Annotated in this window: 21 protein-coding genes and 1 pseudogene; 15 read left to right on the top strand and 7 right to left on the bottom strand. The window is 71.2% G+C overall.

Annotated elements, in window-relative coordinates; translation table 11 throughout:
• The first annotated feature begins 66 nt into the window (after window positions 1–66).
• From ET445_RS18715 to ET445_RS05165, 5 genes are all read left to right on the top strand, one after another.
• Window positions 67–693, top strand: coding sequence for a DUF7927 domain-containing protein (locus ET445_RS18715; RefSeq protein ID WP_243695338.1), 627 nt, complete (start codon window positions 67–69; stop codon window positions 691–693).
• 136 nt (window positions 694–829) lie between these two features.
• On the top strand, window positions 830–2,269 hold the full coding sequence (gene argG / locus ET445_RS05180; RefSeq protein WP_129189446.1) for an argininosuccinate synthase: 1,440 nt from the start codon (window positions 830–832) through the stop codon (window positions 2,267–2,269).
• Window positions 2,270–2,493: 224 nt separating this feature from the next.
• Window positions 2,494–3,258 (top strand): TetR/AcrR family transcriptional regulator, encoded by a 765-nt coding sequence (locus ET445_RS05175; protein ID WP_129189444.1) that lies wholly within the window; start codon window positions 2,494–2,496, stop codon window positions 3,256–3,258.
• On the top strand, window positions 3,255–3,989 hold the full coding sequence (locus ET445_RS05170) for a hypothetical protein (RefSeq protein ID WP_208008551.1): 735 nt from the start codon (window positions 3,255–3,257) through the stop codon (window positions 3,987–3,989). The genes ET445_RS05175 and ET445_RS05170 overlap by 4 nt, the downstream gene beginning before the upstream one ends.
• Window positions 3,986–5,887 (top strand): YhgE/Pip family protein, encoded by a 1,902-nt coding sequence (locus ET445_RS05165; RefSeq protein WP_129189442.1) that lies wholly within the window; start codon window positions 3,986–3,988, stop codon window positions 5,885–5,887. The genes ET445_RS05170 and ET445_RS05165 overlap by 4 nt, the downstream gene beginning before the upstream one ends.
• A gap of 12 nt (window positions 5,888–5,899) precedes the next feature.
• Here the strand turns inward: ET445_RS05165 and ET445_RS05160 are convergent, their stop codons facing one another.
• The 3 genes from ET445_RS05160 to ET445_RS05150 all read right to left on the bottom strand — a co-directional run bounded on the left by ET445_RS05160 (window position 5,900) and on the right by ET445_RS05150 (window position 8,739).
• Window positions 5,900–6,916: a magnesium and cobalt transport protein CorA gene (locus ET445_RS05160; protein WP_129189440.1), complete on the bottom strand. Its 1,017-nt coding sequence runs from the start codon at window positions 6,914–6,916 to the stop codon at window positions 5,900–5,902.
• A 15-nt stretch (window positions 6,917–6,931) separates the two neighbouring features.
• Window positions 6,932–7,987 (bottom strand): thioredoxin family protein, encoded by a 1,056-nt coding sequence (locus ET445_RS05155; RefSeq protein WP_129189438.1) that lies wholly within the window; start codon window positions 7,985–7,987, stop codon window positions 6,932–6,934.
• Between the two features lie 98 nt (window positions 7,988–8,085).
• Complete coding sequence (locus ET445_RS05150) at window positions 8,086–8,739, bottom strand: TrmH family RNA methyltransferase (RefSeq protein ID WP_129189436.1); 654 nt, start codon at window positions 8,737–8,739, stop codon at window positions 8,086–8,088.
• A 67-nt stretch (window positions 8,740–8,806) separates the two neighbouring features.
• Here ET445_RS05150 and ET445_RS05145 point away from each other — a divergent pair, with 67 nt between their 5' ends.
• Window positions 8,807–10,120: an Nramp family divalent metal transporter gene (locus ET445_RS05145; RefSeq protein WP_129189434.1), complete on the top strand. Its 1,314-nt coding sequence runs from the start codon at window positions 8,807–8,809 to the stop codon at window positions 10,118–10,120.
• A 27-nt stretch (window positions 10,121–10,147) separates the two neighbouring features.
• Window positions 10,148–11,302: a zinc-binding metallopeptidase family protein gene (locus ET445_RS05140; protein ID WP_243695337.1), complete on the top strand. Its 1,155-nt coding sequence runs from the start codon at window positions 10,148–10,150 to the stop codon at window positions 11,300–11,302.
• On the opposite strand, the gene glsA is transcribed toward ET445_RS05140, so the two are convergent.
• The 3 genes from glsA to ET445_RS05130 are packed head-to-tail and all read right to left on the bottom strand — an operon-like array spanning window position 11,299 to window position 15,907.
• Window positions 11,299–13,104, bottom strand: a complete 1,806-nt coding sequence (gene glsA, locus ET445_RS05135; RefSeq protein ID WP_165314298.1) for a glutaminase A — start codon at window positions 13,102–13,104, stop codon at window positions 11,299–11,301. The genes ET445_RS05140 and glsA overlap by 4 nt on opposite strands.
• A complete protein-coding gene (locus ET445_RS17850) occupies window positions 13,101–14,018 on the bottom strand; it encodes a cation transporting ATPase C-terminal domain-containing protein (protein ID WP_243695465.1) in 918 nt (305 codons plus the stop codon). The genes glsA and ET445_RS17850 overlap by 4 nt, the downstream gene beginning before the upstream one ends.
• Window positions 14,018–15,907: a cation-translocating P-type ATPase gene (locus ET445_RS05130; RefSeq protein WP_243695336.1), complete on the bottom strand. Its 1,890-nt coding sequence runs from the start codon at window positions 15,905–15,907 to the stop codon at window positions 14,018–14,020. Before ET445_RS05130 ends, ET445_RS17850 begins: the two co-directional genes overlap by 1 nt.
• A gap of 201 nt (window positions 15,908–16,108) precedes the next feature.
• Between ET445_RS05130 and ET445_RS05125 the strand changes: the two genes are divergently transcribed.
• From ET445_RS05125 to ET445_RS05090, 8 genes are all read left to right on the top strand, one after another.
• Window positions 16,109–17,407, top strand: a complete 1,299-nt coding sequence (locus ET445_RS05125; RefSeq protein ID WP_129189430.1) for an ATP-binding protein — start codon at window positions 16,109–16,111, stop codon at window positions 17,405–17,407.
• Window positions 17,408–17,448: 41 nt separating this feature from the next.
• Window positions 17,449–18,126 (top strand): metal-dependent transcriptional regulator, encoded by a 678-nt coding sequence (locus ET445_RS05120; RefSeq protein WP_129189428.1) that lies wholly within the window; start codon window positions 17,449–17,451, stop codon window positions 18,124–18,126.
• A 58-nt stretch (window positions 18,127–18,184) separates the two neighbouring features.
• Window positions 18,185–19,831, top strand: a complete 1,647-nt coding sequence (locus ET445_RS05115) for an FAD-dependent oxidoreductase (protein ID WP_129189426.1) — start codon at window positions 18,185–18,187, stop codon at window positions 19,829–19,831.
• The gene (locus tag ET445_RS05110; protein WP_129189424.1) at window positions 19,828–20,172 is read left to right on the top strand and encodes a UBP-type zinc finger domain-containing protein; all 345 of its coding nucleotides are present in this window, start codon (window positions 19,828–19,830) and stop codon (window positions 20,170–20,172) included. Before ET445_RS05115 ends, ET445_RS05110 begins: the two co-directional genes overlap by 4 nt.
• Before the next feature lie 141 nt (window positions 20,173–20,313).
• Entirely contained in the window at window positions 20,314–21,201 is an 888-nt protein-coding gene (locus tag ET445_RS05105) for a DUF2690 domain-containing protein (protein ID WP_129189422.1), read from the top strand.
• 147 nt (window positions 21,202–21,348) lie between these two features.
• Complete coding sequence (locus ET445_RS05100) at window positions 21,349–22,218, top strand: hypothetical protein (protein WP_129189420.1); 870 nt, start codon at window positions 21,349–21,351, stop codon at window positions 22,216–22,218.
• A 44-nt stretch (window positions 22,219–22,262) separates the two neighbouring features.
• A complete protein-coding gene (locus ET445_RS05095) occupies window positions 22,263–23,057 on the top strand; it encodes an HAD-IIA family hydrolase (RefSeq protein WP_129189418.1) in 795 nt (264 codons plus the stop codon).
• Window positions 23,058–23,147: 90 nt separating this feature from the next.
• A complete protein-coding gene (locus tag ET445_RS05090; RefSeq protein ID WP_129189416.1) occupies window positions 23,148–23,597 on the top strand; it encodes a hypothetical protein in 450 nt (149 codons plus the stop codon).
• Between the two features lie 16 nt (window positions 23,598–23,613).
• Here ET445_RS05090 and ET445_RS05085 read toward each other — a convergent pair.
• Window positions 23,614–24,353: pseudogene (locus ET445_RS05085) on the bottom strand (NUDIX hydrolase).
• Window positions 24,354–24,367 lie beyond the last annotated feature (14 nt).

Here is a 24,367-nt window from a genome sequence, read left to right as displayed (position 1 = left end):
CGTCAACGACGACCGACCCCCGGGTGGACGGTGTGGAAGTCGAGCGATCCCCCGACGGGCAGTACGGTGCAGCCCGGCACGACGATCACCTACACGATCCGGGCGTACGACCTCTTCGACGGGTTCCAGCCGCCGTCGGACCTCGTCATCACGGACGACCTCTCGCAGGTGCTCAACCACGCGACCTTCGTCGAGGGGAGCATCGTCGCGAGCCAGGGAACCGCGAGCCTGAGCGGCACGACGTTGACGTGGGAGATTCCCGTGCTCGACGTGAGCGCCGCACTGACCTACCGGGTGACGGTCGACGGCGACGCCCACGGGGTGACGATCCGGAACGTCGTGACGGCACCGGGGTCGGAGGTGTGCGTCGAGCCGCCCGAGCCGCCGCAGCAGCCCGAGCCGCCGAACGAGGAGCCCACGCCCACCCAGCCTGTGCCGTCGGTCGCCCCCGCGGTCGCGGGGCCGGCGGCGAGGTCGGCCGTCGGGTCGACCGGCGTCGTGCGGCTCGCGTCCGCGGTCGTCGCTGCGGCGGCCGAGGAGCTGCCGCCCGAGTGCCTGACGACGACGCACCGAACGCCCGGCGTCCCGCCCGCGGTGACCGGCTTCGCCGCGGTGCCGATCCTCGCGATCGGCCTGCTGATCCTTCTCGCGGGCGCCGCTGCGGTCGCGTTGTCGCGTCGCCGGCAGGCGTGAGTTCCCGTTCGGGATCCGGTTGGGGGGACCGGGTCCCGAACGGTGTCGCGCGTGCGGCGCGCCGCGTCCGAGGCATCCGCCCCGAGCCATCCTGCGCTGTACAATCGCGCCGCTGCGAGCGAATAGGCTGGAAGCCATGTCCAAAGTCTTGACCTCCCTGCCCGTCGGCGAGCGCGTCGGCATCGCCTTCTCGGGAGGTCTCGACACCTCCGTGGCCGTCGCGTGGATGCGCGAGAAGGGTGCCGTGCCCTGCACCTACACGGCTGACTTGGGCCAGCCCGACGAGCCCGACGTCGAGGCCGTCCCGGGCCGCGCGCTCCAGTACGGCGCCGAGCTCTCGCGGCTCGTCGACTGCCGTGCCGCGCTCGTCGAAGAGGGCCTCGTCGCCCTCGCGTGCGGCGCGTTCCACATCCGCTCGGCGGGCAAGACGTACTTCAACACGACCCCCCTCGGCCGCGCGGTCACGGGCACGCTGCTCGTGCGCGCGATGATGGAGGACGGCGTCGACATCTGGGGCGACGGCTCGACCTACAAGGGCAACGACATCGAGCGGTTCTACCGCTACGGCCTCATGGCCAACCCGCGCCTGCGGATCTACAAGCCGTGGCTCGACGCCTCGTTCGTCGAGGAGCTCGGCGGCCGTCAAGAGATGAGCGAGTGGCTGACTGCGCGCGACCTTCCCTACCGAGCGAGCGCCGAGAAGGCGTACTCGACCGACGCGAACATCTGGGGTGCGACGCACGAGGCGAAGGTGCTCGAGGAGCTCAGCGAGGGCATCCCCACGGTCGAGCCGATCATGGGCGTCGCATTCTGGCGCGACGACGTGTCGATCGATGCCGAGGATGTCACGGTGCGGTTCGAGCAGGGCCGCCCGGTCGCGCTCAACGGCGTGGAGTTCACGGATGCCGTCGAGCTCGTGCTCGAGGCGAACCGCATCGGCGGGCGCCACGGCCTCGGCATGAGCGACCAGATCGAGAACCGCATCATCGAGGCGAAGTCGCGCGGCATCTACGAGGCGCCGGGCATGGCGCTGCTGCACATCGCGTACGAGCGGCTGCTGAACGCGATCCACAACGAAGACACGATCGCGAACTACCACCAGGAGGGCCGTCGTCTCGGCCGCCTCATGTACGAGGGCCGGTGGCTCGACCCGCAGTCGCTCATGCTGCGCGAGTCGATCCAGCGCTGGGTGGGTTCGGCCGTGACCGGCGAGGTCACGCTGCGCCTGCGCCGCGGCGACGACTACACGATCCTGAACACGCAGGGCCCGGCGTTCAGCTACCAGCCCGAGAAGCTCTCGATGGAGCGCGTGGGCGACGCGGCCTTCGGCCCCCTCGACCGCATCGGCCAGCTGACCATGCGCAACCTCGACATCGCCGACTCGCGCGCGCGCCTCGAGCAGTACGCGCACCTCGGCATCGTGGGCGGCGCCACGGCGTCGCTCGTCGGCGACCTCGCCGCGGGCGAGGCGGCCGAGATCGCGGCCGGCCCCGACGTCACGAAGGCCGAGGCCGAGTTCGAGGCCGCGACCGACGCGGCGAACGAGGCGGCAGCGTTCGACCTCGGCACCGACTGAGGGTTCGGCGCCCAGAGAGCGCGTGTCGAAGAGCGGGCGGATGATTCATCCGCCCGCTCTTCGCGTCTCTCCCCCCCGGTTTGTCGGACATTCAGCGGTTTGTCGGACACTTGCGCGCGATTTCGTCCGACGAACGAGGCGATGTCCGACAAACCCTGGGAGGGGACCAACCCGGAATGGCGATTTAACTTGCACATGAGTGTGCAAGTTCGTAGACTGAGTACATGCAGACCTCCGCCGGCGCGGGCCGCCGCCCTCGTCGAGATGCGGCAGCCAATCGCGAATCCCTCATCCGAGCCGCAGCGCTCTGCCTCGCCGAGTCGCCCGACGCGTCGCTCGAGCAGATCGCCGCCGCCGCAGGGCTCACCCGCCGAGCCGTCTACGGCCACTTCGCCAACCGTGACGAACTCGTCTTCGCGCTCATCGAACGCGGCACCGAGCGTCTGAACCGGGCCGCCGAACCGTCCGCGACCGAGATCTCGGCGCCCGTCGCGATCGCCCTCCTCGGCGCCCGACTCTGGAGCGTCGTCGGGCACGTGCGGCTGCTCGCGAGCATGGCGCTCACCCAGCCCTACGTCGAGCGGGTCACGATCGCACTCGCACCCGTCCGCGAACACCTCGGCGCCGTCGTCGCGCTGGGCATCGCCGACGGCACCCTGCGCGGCGACCTCCGCCCCGAGCTGCTCGAGCGCCTCGTCGAGGGCTCGGCGATCGCCGTGCTGCTCGAGTCGGCGCGCACCGGCATGCCCGACGCCGAAGGCCGACGGGTGGCGATGCTGTCGATGCTCGCCACTGCGGGCCTGTCGTGGCGCGAGGCGGGCGACCTCATCGATGCCACCCCGGCGCTCCGCGCCCGCGAGAACGACCCGGGCGACCCGGGTCCGTACGACCTGCCGTTCGATGCGCCGTTCTCGGGCGCGCGAACGGACACCGACCAGACCGACAACGGCGCCGGCCCCGAATCGTCCCCCATCGGAGTCCTTTCGTGAAGATCGAACTGCGCGCGGTCCAGAAGGGCCGCGACGGCCAGGCGCTGCCCGCGACCACCGTCGAGTTCGAGTCGGGCCGCGCGACGCTCGCGTGCGCCGAGACCGAGCAGCGACCGACCGTGCTCGGCCTCATCGCCTCGGGGCGCATGAAGCCCGATGCGGGCGAGGTGCTCCTCGACCGCAAGGCCGACCGGCGCGGCATCCGCCGCCGCATCGCCCTCGTCGACGCGCCGAGCGTGTGCGACCCGGCCCCCGACGTCACCGTCGCGGGTGTCGCCGCCGAAGAGCTCATGTTCGCGGGCATCCCGGCCAACCCGATCTCGGTCGCGCACTGGCTCGCAGACCTCGGGCTCGGCCATCTTTCGCGTGTGCCGATCGGCAACGTCGACCCCGAAGAGCGACTGCGCCTGCTCACCGAGCTCGCCGTGCTGCGCGACGACGTCGAGGGGCTCGTGATCGTCGCCCCCGACCGCCACGGAGGCGACCCCATCGTGTGGTGGTCGCTCGCGAAGCGACTCGCCGACCGCGGCTACGCCGTGCTCGTCGTCGCGGGCGACGCATCGGCGGCGGCGATCGGCGCGGCCGACATGCTCGGCCGGTTGGGCGCTGACGAAGCCGCGGTCGCAGGCGACGGGGTCGACGCGGAGACCGGCGACGACGACGAAACACCCGAGAACGAAGACGACGCGGATGCCCCGGCCCAGGGCCGCACGGAAGGAGCACTCGCATGAAGGTTCCCCAGATGATCCTCGCCGAACTCCGTCGGCTCCTCTCGACCAAGATGGGCGCGCTCGCGCTCTTCTCGCTCCTCGGCGTGCCCGTGATCTACGGCGGGCTGTACCTGTGGGCGAACCAGGACCCCTACGCGAAGTTCGCCGACGTGCCCGCCGCGATCGTCGTCGACGACGAGGGTACGCCCGCGACGAAGTACGACGACGCCCGCAACGTGGGCGACGAGGTCGCCGACAAGCTCGTCGAGGACGGCGCGTTCGCGTGGGAGCGGGTCTCGGCGTCGGAGGCTCGCGCAGGGCTGGAAGACTCGACGTTCGACTTCGCGGTGACCTTCCCCGCCGACTTCTCCGACGACCTCGCCTCCGTGTCCACCGACGCGCCCCGGCGCGCGGAGATCCGCCTCACGACGAACGATGCGAACTCGACCCTCGGGTCGTCGATCGGGGCGAGCGCGGTCGAGAAGATCCGCGCGACGGTCGCCGAGACGGTCGGCGAGAAGGCTGCTTCGACCCTCCTCGACTCGATCCAGACGATCCGCGGCAGCCTCGTCACGGCGGCCGACGGCGCGACGCAGCTCGCCGACGGTGCCGACGCCGCACGTTCGGGCACGGGCGAGCTCCGAGACGGCGCCGCGCAGCTCGCCGACGGCAACTCGCAACTGGCCACCGGGACCGCCCAGCTGCGCGACGGGACCGCACAGCTCGCAGACGCCTCGGCGCAGCTCGCCGACGGCGCCGCCCAGGTCGCCGACGGCAACGCGCAGCTCGCGGCGACCGCCGACCGGGTCGGAGCCGCCGTGGGCGATGCGGCGGCACTCGTGCCCCAGGTTCGACAAGACCTCACGACGGCGCTCGCCGACCGCGGCGTCGACCAGGCGACGATCGACGGCCTTCTCGCGCAGTTCGACTCGCTCACCGCGCGGATCGGCGAGGGTGACGCCCGTGTGCAGGAGGTCGTTGGCCAGATCGACGACCTCGCGGCAGGCGCCCGCCAGGTCGCCGACGGCAGCGCGCAGCTCGCCGCGGGCAACCGCACCGCGGCCGACGGCGCCGCACAGGCGGCCGACGGCGCCGCCAAGGCTGCCAGCGGTTCGGCGCAACTCCGGGACGGCCTCGGCTCGCTCGGCGACGGGCTCGACGAGCTCGCGGCAGGCGCCGGCACGCTGCGCGACGGTCTCGCCGACGGCGTCGGGCAGATCCCCGATTCGACGGCCGAGACCCGTGCGGCTCAGGCATCGACGGTTGCCGACCCCATCTCGGTCGCGACGAGCTCGGCCGCGCGAGCCGGCAGCTACGGCGCAGGACTCGCCCCGTTCTTCGCAGCCCTCGCCGCCTGGATCGGCATCTACGCGCTCTTCCTCATCGTGAAGCCCGTCTCGAAGCGCGCCGTCACGGCGCTGCGTTCGCCGCTGCGGGTCACGCTCGCCGGATGGCTCACGCCGGCGCTCCTCGGCGCTGTGCAGATGACCGCGCTCTTCACGGTGCTCGCGGTGACGCTCGGGTTCCCGATGGTGCACCCGATCCTGACGCTCGGCATCATGCTGCTCGCGTCGGCGACGTTCGCGGCGATCCTCTTGTCGCTGAACGTGTGGCTCGGCTCGGTCGGCCAGTTCACGGGGCTCGTGCTCATGGTGCTGCAGCTCGTGACGGCGGGCGGGACGTTCCCGTGGCAGACGTTGCCGGCTCCGCTCGCGTTCCTGCACCACATCCTGCCGATGAGTTATGTCGTCGACGCGATGCGGCAGGTCATGTTCGGCGGCGACCTGTCGAGGGCTGCGGGCGACGCGCTCGTGCTCGCGGGGTTCCTTCTCATCGGGTTCCTGTCGGCCGCCCTCGGCGTCACGCGCATGACCCACTCGCGCACGCTCCGCGACCTGCGGCCGAGCCTCATCGGCTGAGCGGGCGCCCCGCTACAACCATTTCCGCGACTTGAAGATGAAGTAGAGGATGACGGCGAACACGACCATGCCCGCGACCGCGAGCGGATAGCCGAACTCCCAGTGGAGCTCTGGCATGTGGTCGAAGTTCATGCCGTAGATGCCCGCGATGAGCGACGGGGCGAAGATGATCGCCGCCCAGCTCGAGATCTTCTTCGTCTGCTCGCTCTGCGCGATGCTCGTCTCGGTGAGGCGCCTCGCCTCCTCGTTCTGGCGCTGCGCGACGAGGGTCGCGTGCACGGTGAGCGAGTTCTGCAGCACCTGCCTGAACTCGTCGCCGCGCTCGACGATGCGGATGGCGTGGTCGCCGACGTCTCGCAGGTACTGCTGCAGCTCGGCGTCGATGCCGTACTTGTCGAACCCCTTCTGCAGGCCCGCGACGATGTCGATTATCGGCCGGGTGGCGCGCTGGAACTCCATGACCTCGCCCGCGAGGTCGTAGATGCGCTTCGTGACGGCCGGGTCGCCCGAGAAGAGCTGCTCCTCGATCTCGTCGATGTCGTTCTCGAGACCGGCGACGACGGGCTGGTACTCGTCGACGACCTCGTCGAGGATCGCGTAGAGCACGGCCTCGGGGCCCTTCGAGAGCAGCTCGGGCTCGGATTCGAGGCGCTTGCGCACGTGGGCGAGATCGGGCGCCTCGGCGTGCCGGATGGTGACGGCGAAGTCGTGGCCGACGAAGACGTGCACCTCGCCGAACTCGACGGTCTCGGTCGCGTCGAGGTAGCGGGCCGGGCGCAGCACGACGAAGAGGGTGTCGTCGTATCGCTCGAGCTTCGAACGCTGGTGTCCCTGGCGGGCGTCCTCCACGGCGAGGTCGTGGAGCTGGAACTCCTCGGCGACGGCGTCGAGTTCGCCGTCGGTGGGTCGGTAGAGCCCGATCCAGGCGAAGCCGTGGTGGGCGGCGCGCTCCTCGAAGGTCTGCTCGAGGCTCGTCGGGGTGCTCACCCGCTTGCCCGCGCGGTAGATGGCGTTGTCGACGACGGTCACACAGGCAAGTGTGGCTCATCCGAAGGTGAAGCAGTACGCCTCCGCTCCGGCTTCGAGGAACTCGACCTCGACGATCCGGTCGGTGATCGCGCCGTGCTGCCGCACGAGCTGGTACACGTTCTGGTCGCGGAGCACCCCGCGGCCGTTCGCGTCGAGGTCGCTGCCGCGCGTCTCGTCGACGAGGTGGCCGTCGAGGAGCACCTGGAACGGCACCTCGGCGCCGGGGACGCGCGGCCCCATGACGAGGTTGACGTCGCGTCCGCGGAAGCGGAACGCGATGCGTCCGGTCGGTCCGTCGAGCCCGACGGCGTGACGCGCGACCGTCCAGGTCCCCGAGAGCCCCCACTCGTTGAGGGAGAGGTGCGGCACCGAGAACTCGTACGGCAGGTCGAGCGGCGAACGCCCCTCGGCTGCGAACCCCGTCGACTGCCCGTAGCCGAGGTAGGTCTCGGGCGAGCCGAGGTGGACCCAGTCGGCTGCGACCTCGAGTCCCTCGGGGCGGACGTCGACGAGGTCGAGATCGAAGGCGCCCGGGCCCGAACCGGCCTCCGCGCCCGCGTCGACGAGGAGGCGCTGGATCGCCATCTCGGTCATCGCGTACTCGCCCTCGCCGAAGTGGTGGAAGCGGATGCGCCCCTCGGCGTCGGCGAGGTAGACGGCCGGCCAGTAGTGGTTCGCGAACGACTCCCACACGCGGTAGCCGTCGTCGATCGCGACGGGGTACTCGACGCCGAGCGCGCGCGTGCGCGCCTCGACGTTCCTGTGGTCGGACTCGAAGCCGAACTCGGGCGTGTGCACGCCGACGATCGTGAGGCCGTGGTCGCGATACTTGGCGTCCCACGCCTTCACGTACGGTGCGGTGCGAAGCCAGTTGATGCACGTATAGGTCCAGAAGTCGACGAGCACGACGCGGCCGCGCAGGCTCTCGGCCGTGAGCGGCTCGGTATTCAGCCATCCGGTCGCGCCCTCGAACGAGCCGATGCGGCCCTCGTACGGCAGGTCGGCGTCGTCGCCCGCGAGGCGGTGCGCGAGGGAGCGGAAGAGGCCGTAGCGCGGTGATTCGTCGTTCATGGGCGCACCTCGATTCGCGCGAAAACTACTCGCGCCCCGGGGCATCCGCAATCGAGTCGCGAACGGATGTCTCGGCAGGATGTCTCGCCCGCGTGCCCTCAGCGACGGGCGTGCGTGCGCACCCACTCGTGCATGACGATCGCGGCGGCCGCGCCGGCGTTGATCGAGCGCGTCGAGCCGTACTGGGTGATCTCGACATGGAGATCTGCGGCCGCGAGCGCCTCGGCGCTGAGCCCCGGCCCCTCTTGTCCGAAGAGCAGCACGCACCGCTCGGGGAGGGTGATCCCGTCGACGGGCACCGAGCCGTCGAGGTTGTCGACGGCGACGACCGGCAGGTCCTGGGACTTCGCCCACCCGACGAAGTCGGCGATGTCGGGGTGGTACATCACGTGCTGGTAGCGATCGGTGACCATCGCGCCGCGCTTGTTCCAGCGGCGGCGCCCGATGATGTGCACGGTCTCGGCGGCGAACGCGTTCGCGGTGCGCACGATCGAGCCGATGTTCATGTCGTGCTGCCAGTTCTCGATCGCGACGTGGAACGGATGCCTCGTGGTGTCGAGATCGGCGACGATCGCCTCGAGGCGCCAGTACCGGTACCGGTCCACGACGTTGCGAGCGTCGCCGTGCTCGAGGAGCTCGGGGTCGTAGCGCGGGTCGTCGGGCCACTCGTCACGGCCGCCCGGCCACGGGCCGACGCCGTGCGCGGGGGCAGCGTCGCTGTGCTCGTGCTCGCTCTCGTCGCCCTGTTCCACACGACCACGTTACCGATACCCCCGCGCGGGTCTTTTCGGTGGACCGAAAAATGTGTAGGTTTTCGGTATGCCGAAAACCCTCGAAGCGGAACAGGTCGCGCACGAGACATCCGCCCGCCGCGCCACCCCGCGCGCCCTCTGGCTGCTCGGCCCCGCCCTCGTCGCGGGCGTCGCCTACCTCGACCCGGGCAACGTCGCGAGCAACATGACGGCGGGCGCGCAGTACGGGTACCTGCTCGTGTGGGTCGTCGTGCTCGGCAACGCGATGGCGTGGCTCATCCAGTACCTGTCGGCGAAGCTCGGCATCGTGACCGGCCGAAGCCTGCCCGAAGTGCTCGGCACGCGCATCCTCAACACGTGGGGGCGGCGCGCCTACTGGCTGCAGGCCGAGCTCGTCGCCATGGCGACCGACCTCGCCGAGGTGATCGGCGGTGCCGTCGCGCTCAACCTGCTGTTCGGCGTGCCGCTCCTCTACGGCGGACTCATCACGGGCGCGGTGTCGATCGGGCTCCTCGTGCTGCAGTCCAGGCGCGGTCCGCGCACGTTCGAGTTCGTCGTCATGGGCCTTCTGCTGATCATCGCGATCGGGTTCGGCGTCGGCGTCTTCGTCGCACCGCCCGACCCCGGCGGGCTCCTCGCGGGGCTCGTGCCCCGGTTCGAGGACACGAACTCGGTTCTGCTCGCGGCATCCATCCTCGGCGCGACGATCATGCCGCACGCGATCTACGCGCACTCCTCGCTCACGCGCGACCGGTTCGTCACGCGCGACGCGCGCGCGACGAAGCAGCAGCGGGCGGATGCCTCGCCCGGCACCTCGACCGCACTGCCCACCGACACCCTCATCCGCGCGACACGCATCGACGTGTCGGTCGCGATGGCGATCGCGGGCACCGTGAACCTCTGCATCCTGCTGCTCGCGGCCGTGAACCTCGCGGGCGTCGCCGGCACCGACACGCTCGAGGGCGCCTACGCGGCACTCGGAGCGACCCTCGGGCCCGTCATCGCGACGCTCTTCGCCGTCGGCCTCCTCGCGTCGGGCCTCGCGTCGACCTCGGTCGGCGCGTACGCCGGGGCCGAGATCATGGACGGCCTGCTCCATGTCCGCGTGCCGCTCATCGCCCGTCGGCTCGTGACGCTGATCCCCGCGCTCGCGGTGCTCACCCTCGGCTTCGACCCGACCCTCTCGCTCGTGCTCAGCCAGGTCGTCCTGTCGTTCGGCATCCCGTTCGCGCTCGTGCCGCTCGTCGCGCTCACCGCGAAGCGGGGGCTCCTGGGGCGGTGGCGGAATCACTGGGCGACGACCGCGGCAGGGGTCGCGGCATCCGTCTTCCTCATCTCGCTCAACGGCGTGCTGCTCTGGCTCGTGTTCACGGGGGCGTGAGCGCACGACCTCGGTAGCGTTGGGCGCATGAGGATGCTGGCATGCCCACGCTGCGGCGAAGCGGTGCTCATGGACGAACTCGCCTGCCGCGCCTGCGGGGTCGCCGTGGCCTACCACCCGCCGACCGACACGATGGCCGACGTGACGGAACCCTCCGTCGAGATCGACGGGCGCTCATGGGCCGCCTGTTCGCGACGCGACTGGAACTGCAACTGGCTCGCGCCGGCCGACGCCGAAGCCGGGCGCTGCTTCAGCTGCGCGCTCATCCGCACTCGGCCCGAATCCGACGACACGCTCGCGCTCGAGCGTCTCGCCGAGTCGATGCTCGGCGAACGGCGGCTGCTCATCCAGCTGAAGCGGCTCGGCCTCCCGGTCGACCCGTGGCACGAGGTCGAGGGCGGGCTCGGGTTCGACCTGCTGTCGTCGTTCTCGCACAACGAGCCGGTGCCGATCGGCCACGCGAACGGGATCGTCACGATCGACCTCGCCGAGAGCCTCGACGCCCACCGCGAGCGGCTCAGGGTCGCACTCGGCGAGCCCTACCGCACGATGCTCGGGCACTTCCGGCACGAGGTCGGCCACTACTTCGAGTGGATCCTCGTCGAGCGCACCGACCCGTCGCCCTGGATCGACGAGGCCCGCGAGCTCTTCGGCGACGAACAGGCGTCGTACTCCGACGCAATCGCCCGCCACTACAAGGTCGGCGCCCCCGAGGGATGGCAGGAGTCGTTCATCTCCGAGTACGCCACGATGCATCCGTGGGAGGACTTCGCCGAGAGCTTCGCCCACTATCTGCATCTCACCGACACCCTCGAGACGTCGTGGTCTGCCGGGCTCGAGCTTCGGCCCGGGCGCGACGCCTACCCGGGGGCGACGTGGAGCCTCGAGATCCGGGAGCGCTACGGCGCCGACGACCTCCCGCAGCTGCTCGAAGACTGGCGCGCCCTCTCGCTCTTCTTCAACCGGGTCAACCGGTCGATGGGCAAGGACGACCTCTACCCGTTCACGATCACCGAGCCCGTCACGCACAAGCTCGCCTTCGTGCACCGGCTGCTCACGAGCCTTCCCGACCTGCCGGTCGCGCCCGACGGGTTCCGCCGCAGTCGCGTCGCATCCGAGCGCACCGGTGCGGATGCCTCGGCGTCGGCGCCTGCGTCTGCATCGGCGCCGGCATCCGCCTAGCCGCGCGCGACCGCCGCCGGCCGGCCCGAGAACTCGTCGATGCGCGCGGCGGCGATCGAGAGCAGGTTCGACACGAGCGTCACGACGAGGCCCGGCTCCTCGGCGCGGAGCCGGGGCATCCGCTCGACCGGCAGTGCGAAGCACTCCGCCTCGGTGTCGGCGACGACGTCGACGACCCCGTCGACCGCGCCGACGAGCGATCGCTCGCCCACGGGCATCCCCGCCACGAGGGTCGCCGCACGCCGAGCCGGATGCCCCGGGTCGGGCACGAGCGCGCTGAGCCGCCCCGACGTCAGCAGGAACAGCCCGCCGATCGGCTCGCCACGCCGGATGAGCGCCTCGCCGGGCGCGACCGCGCGCGGTTCGAGATACGGGACGAGGCGGTCGAACGCCTCGCCGGACAGTCCCGCGAGCGCCGGATGGTCGCGGAGCGCGATGGACCGGGGCGCCGTCGTCGCACCGCCGAGCAGGTGGTCCTCGCACCACTCGAGGGCGCGGTCGAGGTCGGCGAACCTCTTCACCGACGGGCCGATCGGGTCGTCTCCGACCTGGTCGGGCGCAGCGCTGACGAGCAGGCCGCCGCCCCTCGCGGCGAGGAGGTCGCCGAGGTCGACGACGAGGGGCGCGATCGCCGGGTGCAGGACGTCGACATGGCGCAGATCCACGACGGCGAAGCGCGGTTCGGGCTCGGCGTCGAGGATGCTCCGGACGACGAGTTCGGCGGCGACGAAGTCGAGTTCGCCCTGGAGCTCGGCGACGAAGACCTCGGAGCCTCGCCGCGCGATGACCTCGAGGTCGGCGTCGGGCCGTCGCCGGATCGATCCCGAGCCGGCGAGCGTCGACGTCGACCGCAGCGGCGAAGGGGCATGGGTTCCCGAGCGCAGCGGATGCAGGTCGAGCTCGCTCGAGAGCTGCCGGCACACCGCGACCCCGCGCACGCTGTTGCCGTGCCGATCGAGCGGCGGGGAGAACACCGCGATGCCGAACCGGCCGGGGACGACGGCGATGACTCCGCCCGCGACGCCGCTCTTGGCCGGGAGACCCACCGTGAACTGCCAGTCGCCCGCGCTGTCGTACATGCCGCAGCTGTCCATGACGTTCAGGACGTCACCCACCGTGCGGCGCGACACGACGCGGACGCCCGTGATCGGGTTCACGCCGTCGGCGGCAAGGGTCGCGGCCATGACCCCGAGATCGTGCGCGTCGACGAGCACCGAGCACTGACGCAGGTAGGCGTCGAGTGCGGCTTCAGGATCGCCCCGCAGCGCGCCCGACCCTCGCAGCAGGTGCGCGATCGCCCGATTGCGGTGGGTCGTCTCGCGCTCGGACCGGTAGACGTCTTCGTCGAGTCGCAACGCGCGCCCGGCGAAGCCGCCGAAGACGCCGAGCAGGTCGGCCGCGGACTCGGCGCCGTGGCGCTCGACGACGAGTCCTGTCGTCGTGATCGCACCGGCGTTGATCATGGGGTTCGACGGCATCCCTGTTCCCGGATCGAGCGAGATCTCGTTGAACGCGTCGCCCGTCGGCTCGACCCCTACCCGCGCGAGCACCTCGTCGGGGCCGAGCTCGTCGAGCGCGAGCGCATACGCGAACGGCTTCGAGATCGACTGGATCGTGAACTCCGAGCGCGTGTCGCCGACTTCGTAGACCGCTCCGTCGGCGGTGACGAGGCAGATCCCGAATCGGGATGGATCGGCCTTCGCAAGCTCAGGGATGTAGGTCGCGACGCTGCCCTCGTCGAGTCCCGAGTTCTCGTCGAGGATGCGGCGAAGCAGCGCGACGACCGGGGACTCCTGAGTCACGCCTCCCGCCCGCCCCGGGTGGCGGACAGTGCCCGGTCGACCGCTCGGGCGCGCTCGGGAAGCACTGCCGCCTCCGTGTCGAACCGCACCGGCGCGGACCAGCGTCGGCGGCGGATCCATTTCTCCACCTCGACGACGACCGGGAGCAGCAACGCGAGGCCGATGCTCTCGAGCCATTCGACCGCGGTGAGCGACTGGGTCATGAGACCTCGCTGCAGGAAGGGAAGCTCGGTGGCCAGCACCATGAGGATCGCCGGGATCGACAAGATCTTCAGCGCCGACAGGATGGGGGCGGCGAGGCCGCTGCCCGGGTCGCGGCGGAACACGAGCGCGCTCAGGATCGTCGAGAACCCGAGCACGACGAACGCCATCGTCATCGATGCGCTCGGGCGGTCGACGCTGAGCTCGTCGGGGCCGGCGACGAGCGGGATGAGCGCCGAGAGGAACATGACGGCGCCGAACAGGATCCACCGGACGACCGCCCCCCGGTTGGTGATCGTCACCTTCGGGTCGCGGGGCGGCCGCCGCATGAGGTCGGCATCGCCGGGATCGAACGCGATCACCGCGACCGGCGGGATGCTGATGAAGAAGTTGAGGAACAGCACCATGAGCGGCGTGAGCGCGACGCCCTGGTTGATGTCGAACGCCGTGGCGGTGAGGAAGAGCAGCACGAGCGAGATGAGCTGCGTCATCTGGAAGCGCACGTACGCGACGATCGTGCTGTAGATGCCACGGCCGAGTTCGACCGCGTGCACGAGGGTGCCGAAGTTGTCGTCGGTGAGGATCATCCGCGCGGCCTGCTTGGTGACCTCGCTGCCCGACCCCATCGCGACACCGATGTCGGCCTGCTTGAGCCCGGCCGCATCGTTCACCGCGTCGCCCGTCATGGCGACGACGAGTCCGGTTCGCTGCATCACCCGTGCGAGCCGCAGTTTGTCTTCGGGGTGACACGACCGAAGACGTGCAGGTTCGGCAGGCGCTCGGTGAGCTCTTCGTCGGACAGCTTCGCGAGCTCCGCGCCCGACACCGCGCCCGGCCCGAGGCCGAGGTCCTCGCCGATCGCCTGCGCGGTCACCGCGTGGTCGCCCGTGATCATGCGCACGTCGATGCCGGCGCCGAGGGCGACGGCGACGGCGGCCTTCGCCTCGGGGCGGAGCGGGTCGATGATGCCGACCATCCCGGCGAACGTGAGGCCGTCGGCGAGCGACATCGGGTCGGCGGCCATCGCCGCCTCGTCGCCCGCGTCGAGCACGCGCACGGCGAATGCGAGCACCCGGAGGCCCCGCGCGCCCATGCGCTCGTTCGCGGCCAGGAGCTCGTCGCGAACGTCGGCGATGGGCACGAGGGCGCCGGATGTCGGCGCGGTCGCGCACCGCGCGAGCACGACGTCGGGGCCGCCCTTGACGAGCTCGACGAGCCGCTCCTCGCCGTCGAGGACGATGCGATGGAACGTCGCCATGAACTTGTAGTCGGAGTCGAACGGGATCTCGGCCAGCCGTGGGTAGACCCGGCGGGTCTCCGCGGCATCCACCCCCAGCTTCGCGGAGAGCACGACGAGGGCGGCCTCAGTGGGGTCGCCGACGACAGAGCCGTCGTCGCCGACGAGCGCGTCACTGCACAGCGACATGCCGTATGCGAGGCGCGTGAAGTCGGGCACCGGGACGCCGGCGGCCGAACGGATCGCCCCCTCCTTCGCATAGCCGTTGCCGTCGACCTCGAACCAGGCGCCGTCGGAGTAGATGACCGACACCATCATCTCGTTGAGGGTGAGCGTGCCCGTCTTGTCGCTGTTGATCGCGCTCGTCGCACCGAGCGTCTCGACGTCGGCGAGGTTCTTCACGATCGCCCGCGCGTCGGCGAGTTGCTTCGCCCCCTGCGCCAGGAGCGCCTGGACGAAGGTCGGCAGACCGGTCGGGATCGCCGAGATCGCCATCGCGACGCCGAGCAGCAGCACGTCCTCGACCGAGATCCCGCGGGCGAACCCGACGATGACGATGACGGCGACGGCGGCCCAGGCGAAGATGCCGATCACACGCGTCAACCCGTTGAGCTCGCGCTGCAACGGCGAGACGGTGCGGTCCACCGACGCGAGCATGGTCGCGATCCGGCCCATCTCGGTCTGCATGCCGGTGGCCGTCACGACGACGGCCGCGGTTCCTCGTGTGACCGAGGTGTTCTGGAAGAGCATGTTCGCGCGGTCGCCGAGCGTGACCTCGGGGCCCGTGAGGACTGCGGCGTCTTTGCTGACCGGTGCGCTCTCGCCCGTCAGCGCAGCCTCCTGCACTTCGAGGGTCGCCGATCGGAGGATGCGGCCGTCGGCGGGCACGAGGTCGCCCGCCTCGAGCTGCACGATGTCGCCGGGGACGATCCCGCCGGCCTCGATGACCTCGATCGCGCCGTCGCGCAGCACACGCGACCTCGGCACTTGCAGCTTCGCGAGCGCGTCGACGCTCGCGCGCGCCTTAAGATCCTGACCGGTGCCGAGCACGACGTTGAGCGCGACGAGGACGGCGACGAGGAATCCCGTGGTGAGCTGCGCGATGAGGAAGCTCGCGACCGCCACGACGACGAGCATGATGTTCATCGGGTCGCGCAGCTGGCTCGCCGCGACCGCCCAGACCGACGGCGCGCGATCGCCCTTGATCGCGTTCGGGCCGACCTCGGCGAGCCGACGGGCGGCCTCGGTGCCGCTCAACCCGGTCGATGCATCGCTTCCGAGCTCCGCCGTGACCGCCTGCGCCTCGAGCAAGTACGGTGGGGCGACGCTCTCGACCCCGCCCGTCGCCACTTCCACGCCCGACATACCGCTCCCCCTGGCCGTGCCGTCTTCGCCGCCGTCGACCCCGACCGGAGCGGTGGGGCGGCGGCGAGCACAGTTTCGCACCCGCCGCGCGGCTGCACCAGCATCCCTCGCCGTCGAGTCCGGCCGCGCGGGCGTCATCGAGTTCGTGCGCGAGCCGCTCGTCGCCTAACCTGCTGAGACACACCTCGACGAGGAGGCACGATGACCGGCTGGCGTCTGCGCGAGTTCCACAACGACCACCTCGACGGCATCCTGCATCTGTGGGCGGCCCAGCAGCCGTCGGCGCACGAGCCCGTCTACGGCCTCAGTGAGGTCATCGCCTCGTGCCAGAAAGACCACGCGATCGTCGCGGTGCACGGCGATGACGTCATCGGCGCCGTCGTGGGCCGCGCCGCGCACGATCAGGGCTGGGTCGTGTTCTTCGCGATCGACGACGACTGGCGCGGCCAGGGCATCGGCTCGGCCATGCTCGCGGCGCTCGAGAAGCAGATGTCGCCGCACGGGCTCGTGAAACTCTCGGCGCTGATCCCCGAGAACGAGCACCGCATCGATGCGTTCACCAACCAGGGCTTCGAGCTCAAGCACCAGTTGCGCTACTTCGAGCGGCGCATCCCCGTGCAGCGGCAGGAGCTCTCCTCGCTCGCCGAGCTCGGCGGGCGCCTGCTGCCGCGGGGCCTGTGGGAGTCGGTCTCGGGCATGCGCCGCGAGAAGGAGATCCTCGAGCAGCGGCTCGTGCTGCCGCTCGCGCAGGCCGATCTCGCCGACCGGTACGGCGTCATGCCGCCGCGCGCGGTCGTGTTGTTCGGCCCGCCCGGAACGGGCAAGACGACGTTCGCGAAAGCCATCGCGGCGCGACTCGAGTGGTCGTTCGTCGAGGTGTTCCCGTCGCGGCTCGCGGCCGATCCGCGGGGGCTCGCGGGGGCGCTGCGCGAGACGTTCACGAAGATCGCCGAGCTCGAGCACGCGGTCGTCTTCATCGACGAGGTGGAGGAGATCGCGGCGCAGCGCTCGGGCGAGCCGCCGTCGCCGCTGCAGGGTGTGACGAACGAGCTGCTGAAGATCATCCCGGCGTTCCGCGAGCAGCCGGGCCGTCTGCTGGTCTGCGCGACGAACTTCATCCGCGCGCTCGACAGCGCCTTCTTGCGGCACGGCCGGTTCGACTACGTCATCCCCATCGGCCTGCCCGACGAGGCCGCACGCCTCTCGATCTGGCAGCGGTATGTGCCCGAGCAGGTCGCGGGGCTCGTCGACGTCGCGCTCCTCGTCAAGCGGTCGGCGGGCTTCTCGCCCGCCGACATCGAGTTCGCGGCACGCAGCGCGTCGCAGCGCGCGTTCGAGCAGGCGATCGCGCGCGGCGCGAAGGCTCCGGATGTCTCGGGCGAGCCCGCCGGCCCGACGACCGCCGACTACCTCGAGGCGATCGCGGGCACCCGCACGACGGTGTCGCCCGAGACAGCAGCGGCGTTCCTCGAAGACATCGAGGCGCTCGCGCGGGTCTGATCCGCGCCGCCGGTCGAGGAGCGCCCGATATCCTGGGGCCGATGCCTTCCGCCCCGAGTCCCGCGATCGAGGACTACCTCAAGACGGTCTACTCCCACACCGAGTGGCAGCCCGACCCCATCACCCCGTCGGTCCTCGCGGGCAAGCTCGGGGTCGCCCCGTCGAGTGTGACCGAGATGGTCAAGAAGATGGCCGCGCAGGGGCTCGTGCAACACGTGCCGTACGGCGCCGTGCGTCTGACCGATGCGGGCAGGCTGCGGGCGCTCGCGGTCGTGCGGCGGCACCGGCTCATCGAGACGTGGCTCGTGCGTGAGCTCGGCTACGGGTGGGACCAAGTGCACGACGAGGCCGAGGTGCTCGAGCACGCGGTCTCCGATCGGCTGCTCGAGGCGATCGACGCTCGGCTCGGCAGGCCCGAGCGCGACCCGCACGGCGATGCGATCCCCGCGGCCGACGGCACGATTCCGAGCGAGCCGTTCGTGCTGCTCGCCGATGCGGCGGCCGGCCACGTCGGCCGCGTGCTGCGGATCAGCGACCGCGATCCCGAGATGCTGCGCGAGCTCGACCGGGTCGGCATCGGTCCGGGCAGCGAGGTGCGCATCGAGACATCCGCCGAGACATCCGCCGACGCCGTCTCGCTCTCGACGCCCCGCGCACCCGACAGCTCGCCGTTCGATCTCCCCCGCGAGATCGCCACCGCGGTGTGGGTCACCGCTTAGGTCGAGAGATCCTCGCTTCCCCCTCCCGTTCGCGGCCCGACTGGGGCACGATGGGTGAATGGGAACGGCTTTCGCCACGATCTCTCCGCCGCTCGCCGATCTGCAGTGGGCCCGACTGCTGCGCTACGGCGAGCCCAAGTCCACCGTCGCGGGCGAAACGCTCTTCTCCGCGGGAACGCGCTGGTACGACCTGATCCTCATCGAGGAAGGCGAAGTCACTGTCGTCCGCGAACCGTTCAAGTCGCTCCCCGAGGCGGTGGTCATTTCGTTCGGTCCGCGCCAGTTCGTCGGCGAACTCGGGCTCCTGAACGGCCAGAAGTCGTTCCTCAGCGCCCGGGTGACCGCGCCCGGACGCGTGCGGCGGGTCTCTCACGAATCGCTCCAGCGGCTCATGAGTGAGGATGACGAACTGTGCGACCTCCTCCTCCACGCCTTCTGGAGCCGTCGCGAGATGCTGCGGAACGGACCCGCCAAGTTGACCCTCAAGATCGTGGGGTCGTCGAGGTCACCAGAGACCATGGCCTTACGGCGGTTCGCCGAGCGCATGGAACTCGCCCACGAGTGGGCGGACTCCGACGATCCCGAGAGCGCCGCGAAGGCCGAAGCACACGGCATCACGGTCGCCGACCTTCCCGCGGCGATTGTGCAGGGCGAGAAGGTGCCCCGTGCCAAGCCCGGAGCGATCGCCGAACTGCTAGGCCTCGCATACTCGGCCGAAGAAGAGTCGGGGTTCGATCTCGCCGTCGTCGGCGCGGGCCCTGCCGGACTCGCGGCCGCCATCTACGGGGCATCCGAGGGACTGCGCACCGTGCTCCTCGACGCCGTCGCCCCCGGCGGCCAGTCCGCGGCGACGCTCCGCATCGAGAACTACCTCGGCTTCCCGTTCGGTGTCAGCGGCGGAGAGCTGACCTCGCAAGCGTGCCTGCAGGCCCTCAAGTTCGGCGTGCGCATCAACTCGCCGTGCGAAGCCGTGAGCCTCGTCCAGACGCCCGCCGGGCACGAGATCACCCTCGCCGACGGCGCCGTCGTACGCGCCCGCTCGGTCGTCGTCACGACGGGCGTCACGTACCGCTCGCTCGGCCTCGACCGATGGCACGAGTTCGAGCGCGGAGGCATCCATTACGCGGCCTCGGCCATCGAGCTCCGACAGGTCGTCGGCGCCGACGTCGTCGTCGTCGGCGGTGCGAACTCGGCGGGTCAGGCCTCGCTCGCGCTCGCGGCGAACGGATGTCGCGTGCGCCTCGTCGTCCGCGCGGAGGACCTCGGCGCGCAGATGTCGAGCTACCTCGTCGACCGCATCGTCGACAACCCCCGCATCGACGTGCACACGGGCACGCGCGTCGTCGGGCTCGAGGGCGGCGACTCGCTCGAAGCGGTCGCCCTCGACGGTGCGTTCGCGGGCACGGTCGGATGTCGCGGCCTCTTCTGCTTCATCGGCGCACGCCCCGCGACGGAGTGGCTCGACGCCGAACGCGACGACGACGGGTTCCTGCGGACGGGCGTCGAAGTCGTCGACTCCGCGAGCTCGGCCTGGCAGGCCGTCGGCCGGATGCCGCTGCCCTACGAGACCTCGATCCCCGGCGTCTTCGCCGCGGGCGACGTACGTCGCGGGTCGATGAAGCGGGTCGCGGCGGCCGTCGGCGAGGGGTCGAGTGCGGTCGCGTCGGTGCACCGAGCGCTCGCCGCCCTGCGGGTGCCGGCATGAGCGACCTGACGGCACCCGGCGCGGCGCCGCCGCCCCCGCAGGGCACCGAGTGCCGCGACTGCCTCGCCCTCGACGGGTGGTGGTTCCACCTCCGGCGGTGCGTCGAGTGCGGGCACATCGGCTGCTGCGACTCGTCGCCCATGCAGCACGCGCGCAACCACGCGTACGAGACCGGGCACCGCGTCGCGACGTCGTTCGAACCCGGCGAGGACTGGTTCTGGGACTACTTCGACGACGCCTCCGCGAAGCGGGTGCCGCTCCCGCCGCCCGAGTCCCGCCCCGACGAACAGTCGGTTCCCGGCGGCAATGCGCCGCCGAACTGGCGCGAACTGCTCCGCTGACGCGGTCGCCCACCGCCGTGGTGTCCCCTGAATTGGCGGCACGAGATCGCACCTGACCGGTTCGCAGCCGGGTCATGATGTGAGAGCCCCATCCGGCGCAGCGAGGAGCGCGCCGATGCTTCCCGAAGCTCGAGGAGACCCATGGTCGACGACTATGCCGCCGCCGATACCGTCGCGAACTTCGCTGCCGACCTGCGCACACTGCGGCTCGAAGCAGACAGTCCCACGCTCGCCAAGCTCCAGCACGACACGGACATCTCGCGCACGGTGCTCTCGAGCGCGTTCGGGGGCAAGCAGTTGCCCTCGGCCCGCACCGTCGACCGCATCGTGCGCGCCTGCGGCGGCGACGCCGCCGCGTGGGTGCGCCGCCGTGACGAGCTCGCGGGCCTGCACCGCGTCGAGGAACCGGCCGGCCCCGAGGAGCCGGAGCGCGCCGCAGGCGTCATCCGCGAGGCATCCGTCGCCGACCTGCCTCCCGCGCCTCGCACGGGCATGCGTCGAGCCACCGCCGGCCTCCTCATCGCCGCCGCGTTCCTCGTGGGCTCGGGCGTGAGCGCCGGCGTGAGCACCGCGGTCGCGACCTCCTCGATCGAGCAGGTGCGCGCCGAGGCGAAAGAAGAGGCGCGCAGAGAGCTCACCGAGTCGCCCGTGAACCCGCGCGCACAGATCAACGTGCACAACGGCGTCGACCCGGCCCTGACGCCGTGCGTCAACGACGCCGAGGTCGCGACGAGCTCGCCGCGCACGAACAACACCAAGCTCGAGATCATCTGGTCGAACAAGTGCTACGCGGGCTGGGGCCGCGTGACCCGCTATGACGAGCAGATCTCGGGCAATTCGGTCATGGTCGCGATCTACCCCGAGACCGCCCCCAACGGACCCGATCGCCAGGAGGCGACCGAGCACGGCGTCCAGGGCGCGTACACGACGCTCGTCGTGCGTCCGACGCCGCAGACCCGGCTGTGCACGGTCGGGGCCGTCACGGTCGACGGCGCGAGCATCGACCTCGGCGAGCCGCTCTGCATCTGATCGACGCGGTCTTCGCGGAGCGTTCGGAAATTCCGGATGCGCCGCTTCGGACGATTCCGGAGACGGTTCTCGGTTAGCGTGGGCGCGACGGCGCCTGGGGGGGGCGCCGTCGCTTCCCGAGCGCGACCCCGAGAGGACCTCGCCCCGTTGCCGTTCTTCCCGCGCCGCGGCCGCCCGTCCGACGCCGAAGCCGATGCCGGCCGGCTCCGGGCCGTCTTCTTCGAGCGTCATCCGGGGTTCGACGCGCTGCCGCCCATCGCCGGACGCCTCGAAGACGTCGCGCGCGCCGTCGGATTGCCGCAGTCGTTCCTCGACCGTGAGGCCGTCGAGGGCCGCCTGCGCGACACGTTCCGTGCGCTCGCGGTCGAAGCGGGCCTTCGGGTCGGGGACCGCGGCGTGGGCGACCGCCTCGCGCGCGTGCTCGCCGCGGGCGATCCGCTCTCCGACGACGCACTGTGGGACGCGTTCTTCGCGGGCGGCGCCCGCACCGTCGCAGGCGCGGGGCCGGTCGCGCGTGCGTGCGCCGACGGGCGGCTCGTCGAAGTCACGGTGAGCGCGCTCCGACGCGAGCAACTGCTCGGCGGCGCCGACGCGAGCGCGACGCAGACGGGCGAGGCGGAGCGGGCGGCATCCGCACCGCGCGACGCGCACGACGGCGACCGCGCCCGCCTCCGCGACCTCCTCGACGCCGCCGGATTCGAGCGCGTGAACGCCGACCGGTACCACGGCGCGTTCCGCACTCCCGGGGAGTCGACCCGGCCGCTCTGGGTGGATCTCGGCGCCTCGCTCACGGTCTTCGCACCGTTCGCCGAGTATGAGGGCCACACCATCCCCGACCGCTACCACGACCTGCACGGGGGCCGCTACGACATCGAGGGGCACGCCCCGTTCGCGGTGCTCACCGTCGAACTGCCCTGGGAGATCGAGGAGTCGACGTTCCGCCACGAGGCGCGGGCAATCGCGCTCCAAGCCGAGGCGTGGCGTCGGCACCACGTCCCGCGCCGCCGCCCCGACTGAACCGCAGGCGCCACGCCGAGGCATCCGCCTTCTAGTCTTGACGCATGGGACGACGCGAAGAAGTCGAGTGCTGGCTCACCGACATGGACGGCGTGCTCGTGCACGAGAACCACGCCCTGCCCGGCGCCGCCGAACTGCTGCAGCAGTGGGAGGACGCCGGCACCCCCTACCTCGTGCTCACGAACAACTCGATCTTCACGGCACGCGACCTCTCGGCGCGGCTTCGCACGAGCGGGCTCAACGTGCCCGAGGAGCGCATCTGGACGTCGGCGCTCGCGACGGCCGACTTCCTCAAGCAGCAGCTTCCCGGCGGGTCGGCGTTCGTCATCGGCGAGGCCGGCATCACGACGGCCCTCCACGAGGCCGGCTACATCATGACCGAGACCGCCCCCGACTTCGTCGTCGTCGGCGAGACCCGCAACTACTCGTTCGAGGCGATCACGAAGGCGATCCGGCTCATCGACGCGGGGGCGCGGTTCATCGTCACCAATCCCGATGCGACCGGGCCGAGCGTCGACGGACCGTTGCCCGCGACCGGGGCGATCGCGGCGCTCATCACGAAGGCGACGGGCAAGGAGCCCTACGTCGTCGGCAAGCCGAACCCCATGATGTTCCGCTCGGCGCTCAACAAGATCGGCGCGCACTCCGAGAACACCGCGATGATCGGCGACCGCATGGATACCGACATCGTCGCGGGCATCGAGGCGGGACTGCACACCGTGCTCGTGCTCACGGGCATCAGCGACCGGGCAGAGATCGAGAAGTACCCGTTCCGGCCCGACGAAGTCCTCTCGGGCGTCACCGAGCTCGTCGCCGGGCCGGTCGAGAGCGAGCTGTAAGACCGGTTCCGATCGTCCGCATGGCATCACTAGGATGATTCGACTGCCCGCATCCGAGAGCAGAGGCCTTCCGACCACCCAGGAGCCGACGTGTCCACGCCGAACGACCCGAACCAGCCTGCATCCGCGTACCCGCAGCAGCCGCCCGCCCCGAACCCGGCCTACGGCCAGCCCCCGGCGTACGGGCAGCAGACCGCGTACGGCCGGCCGCAGCAGCCTGCCTACGGTCAGGGGGCCTACGGGCAGCCCCCGTACGGCTATCCCGCGTACCAGCCCGTGCCCACCGACCCCGGGCAGCTGCTCAACATCCTGTCGCTCGTGGCGATCTTCGTCATGCCGATCGCGGGCATCTTCCTCGGGGCGTTCGGCCGCAAGCAGTCCCGCGCGGCCGGCTTCCCCGGCACGATGGGCACGGTCGGCATGTGGGTCAACATCGCGCTCACCGCGCTGTCGGTCCTCTTCATCGTCGTCTGGCTCATCTTCTTCTTCGGGTTCCTTGCGACGGCCGGCACGTTGGCCGGCACGTCGGGCGCCTACTGAGCCACGGCGCCCAGCCCTACACCGGGATCTGGAACTCGCGCTCGCGGTTCCACGGTTCGGTCCAGCCGAGCCGGTCGAAGAGCCCGTCGAGCAGCAACGCCGTGAACCCCCACACGAGGTGCTCCCCGTGCTCCCCTGAGCGAGGAACCCGGGCCCGCGCCACTCGACGCCGTCGCGACGCAGCACCGTGACGCCGCGGTTGGCGGGGTCGAGCAGGTCGGCGACGGGCGTGCGGAAGACGTCGGCAGACTCGGCCTCGTCGACGACGCGAACGGGCGACGGATGCCTCCACCACCCGAGCACGGGCGTCACGAGGTGACTCGAATAGGGCAGCGGCAGCGGGTCGAGCGAGCCGAGCACGTCGACGCCTTCGGGGTCGAGCCCCGTCTCCTCGTGCGCCTCGCGCAGGGCCGCGTCGATCGGCCCGCGGTCGCCGGGGTCGACGCGACCGCCGGGGAACGCGACCTGACCGGCGTGGGAACGCAGCGTCGCCGCGCGGGAGAGCAGGAGCACGTCGAGGTCGCGTGAGACGGCGGCCGCTTGCGCATCGTGGTCGCTCGGGAGCCGGTCGAGCACGCCGAAGAGGATGAGCACGGCCGCCTCGCGGGCCTCGAACCCGTCGGGCAGAGGTGCCCCGGCGGGCGTCCACGGCCCGAGTGCGCCCGACCGCTCGGCGAGCTCCGCGAGCTGCGCCCGCGCGGTCACGGGACTCGCAGGGCTCGCCGGTTGCGCGGTGACGGGGTCGACGTCGGCCATGCTCCGAGGCTACG

This window comes from Agromyces protaetiae, assembly GCF_004135405.1.
Classification (GTDB): Bacteria; Actinomycetota; Actinomycetes; order Actinomycetales; family Microbacteriaceae; genus Agromyces; species Agromyces protaetiae.
The sequence above is the reverse complement of the archived record's forward strand: the minus strand, read 5'-3'. Positions and strand labels throughout refer to the sequence as shown.

What these genes read in the sequence shown, in the direction of transcription:
- ET445_RS05155 (WP_129189438.1), bottom strand. Translation starts at nt 7,987, where the DNA reads ATGAACGACGAATCACCGCGCTACGGCCTCTTCCGCTCCCTCGCGCAC.
- ET445_RS05095 (WP_129189418.1), top strand. Translation starts at nt 22,263, where the DNA reads ATGGGACGACGCGAAGAAGTCGAGTGCTGGCTCACCGACATGGACGGC.
- ET445_RS05115 (WP_129189426.1), top strand. Translation starts at nt 18,185, where the DNA reads ATGGGAACGGCTTTCGCCACGATCTCTCCGCCGCTCGCCGATCTGCAG.
- ET445_RS05120 (WP_129189428.1), top strand. Translation starts at nt 17,449, where the DNA reads ATGCCTTCCGCCCCGAGTCCCGCGATCGAGGACTACCTCAAGACGGTC.
- ET445_RS05175 (WP_129189444.1), top strand. Translation starts at nt 2,494, where the DNA reads ATGCAGACCTCCGCCGGCGCGGGCCGCCGCCCTCGTCGAGATGCGGCA.
- argG (WP_129189446.1), top strand. Translation starts at nt 830, where the DNA reads ATGTCCAAAGTCTTGACCTCCCTGCCCGTCGGCGAGCGCGTCGGCATC.
- ET445_RS05105 (WP_129189422.1), top strand. Translation starts at nt 20,314, where the DNA reads ATGGTCGACGACTATGCCGCCGCCGATACCGTCGCGAACTTCGCTGCC.
- ET445_RS05125 (WP_129189430.1), top strand. Translation starts at nt 16,109, where the DNA reads ATGACCGGCTGGCGTCTGCGCGAGTTCCACAACGACCACCTCGACGGC.
- ET445_RS05165 (WP_129189442.1), top strand. Translation starts at nt 3,986, where the DNA reads ATGAAGGTTCCCCAGATGATCCTCGCCGAACTCCGTCGGCTCCTCTCG.
- ET445_RS05145 (WP_129189434.1), top strand. Translation starts at nt 8,807, where the DNA reads ATGCCGAAAACCCTCGAAGCGGAACAGGTCGCGCACGAGACATCCGCC.
- ET445_RS17850 (WP_243695465.1), bottom strand. Translation starts at nt 14,018, where the DNA reads ATGCAGCGAACCGGACTCGTCGTCGCCATGACGGGCGACGCGGTGAAC.
- ET445_RS05130 (WP_243695336.1), bottom strand. Translation starts at nt 15,907, where the DNA reads ATGTCGGGCGTGGAAGTGGCGACGGGCGGGGTCGAGAGCGTCGCCCCA.
- ET445_RS05140 (WP_243695337.1), top strand. Translation starts at nt 10,148, where the DNA reads ATGAGGATGCTGGCATGCCCACGCTGCGGCGAAGCGGTGCTCATGGAC.
- ET445_RS05110 (WP_129189424.1), top strand. Translation starts at nt 19,828, where the DNA reads ATGAGCGACCTGACGGCACCCGGCGCGGCGCCGCCGCCCCCGCAGGGC.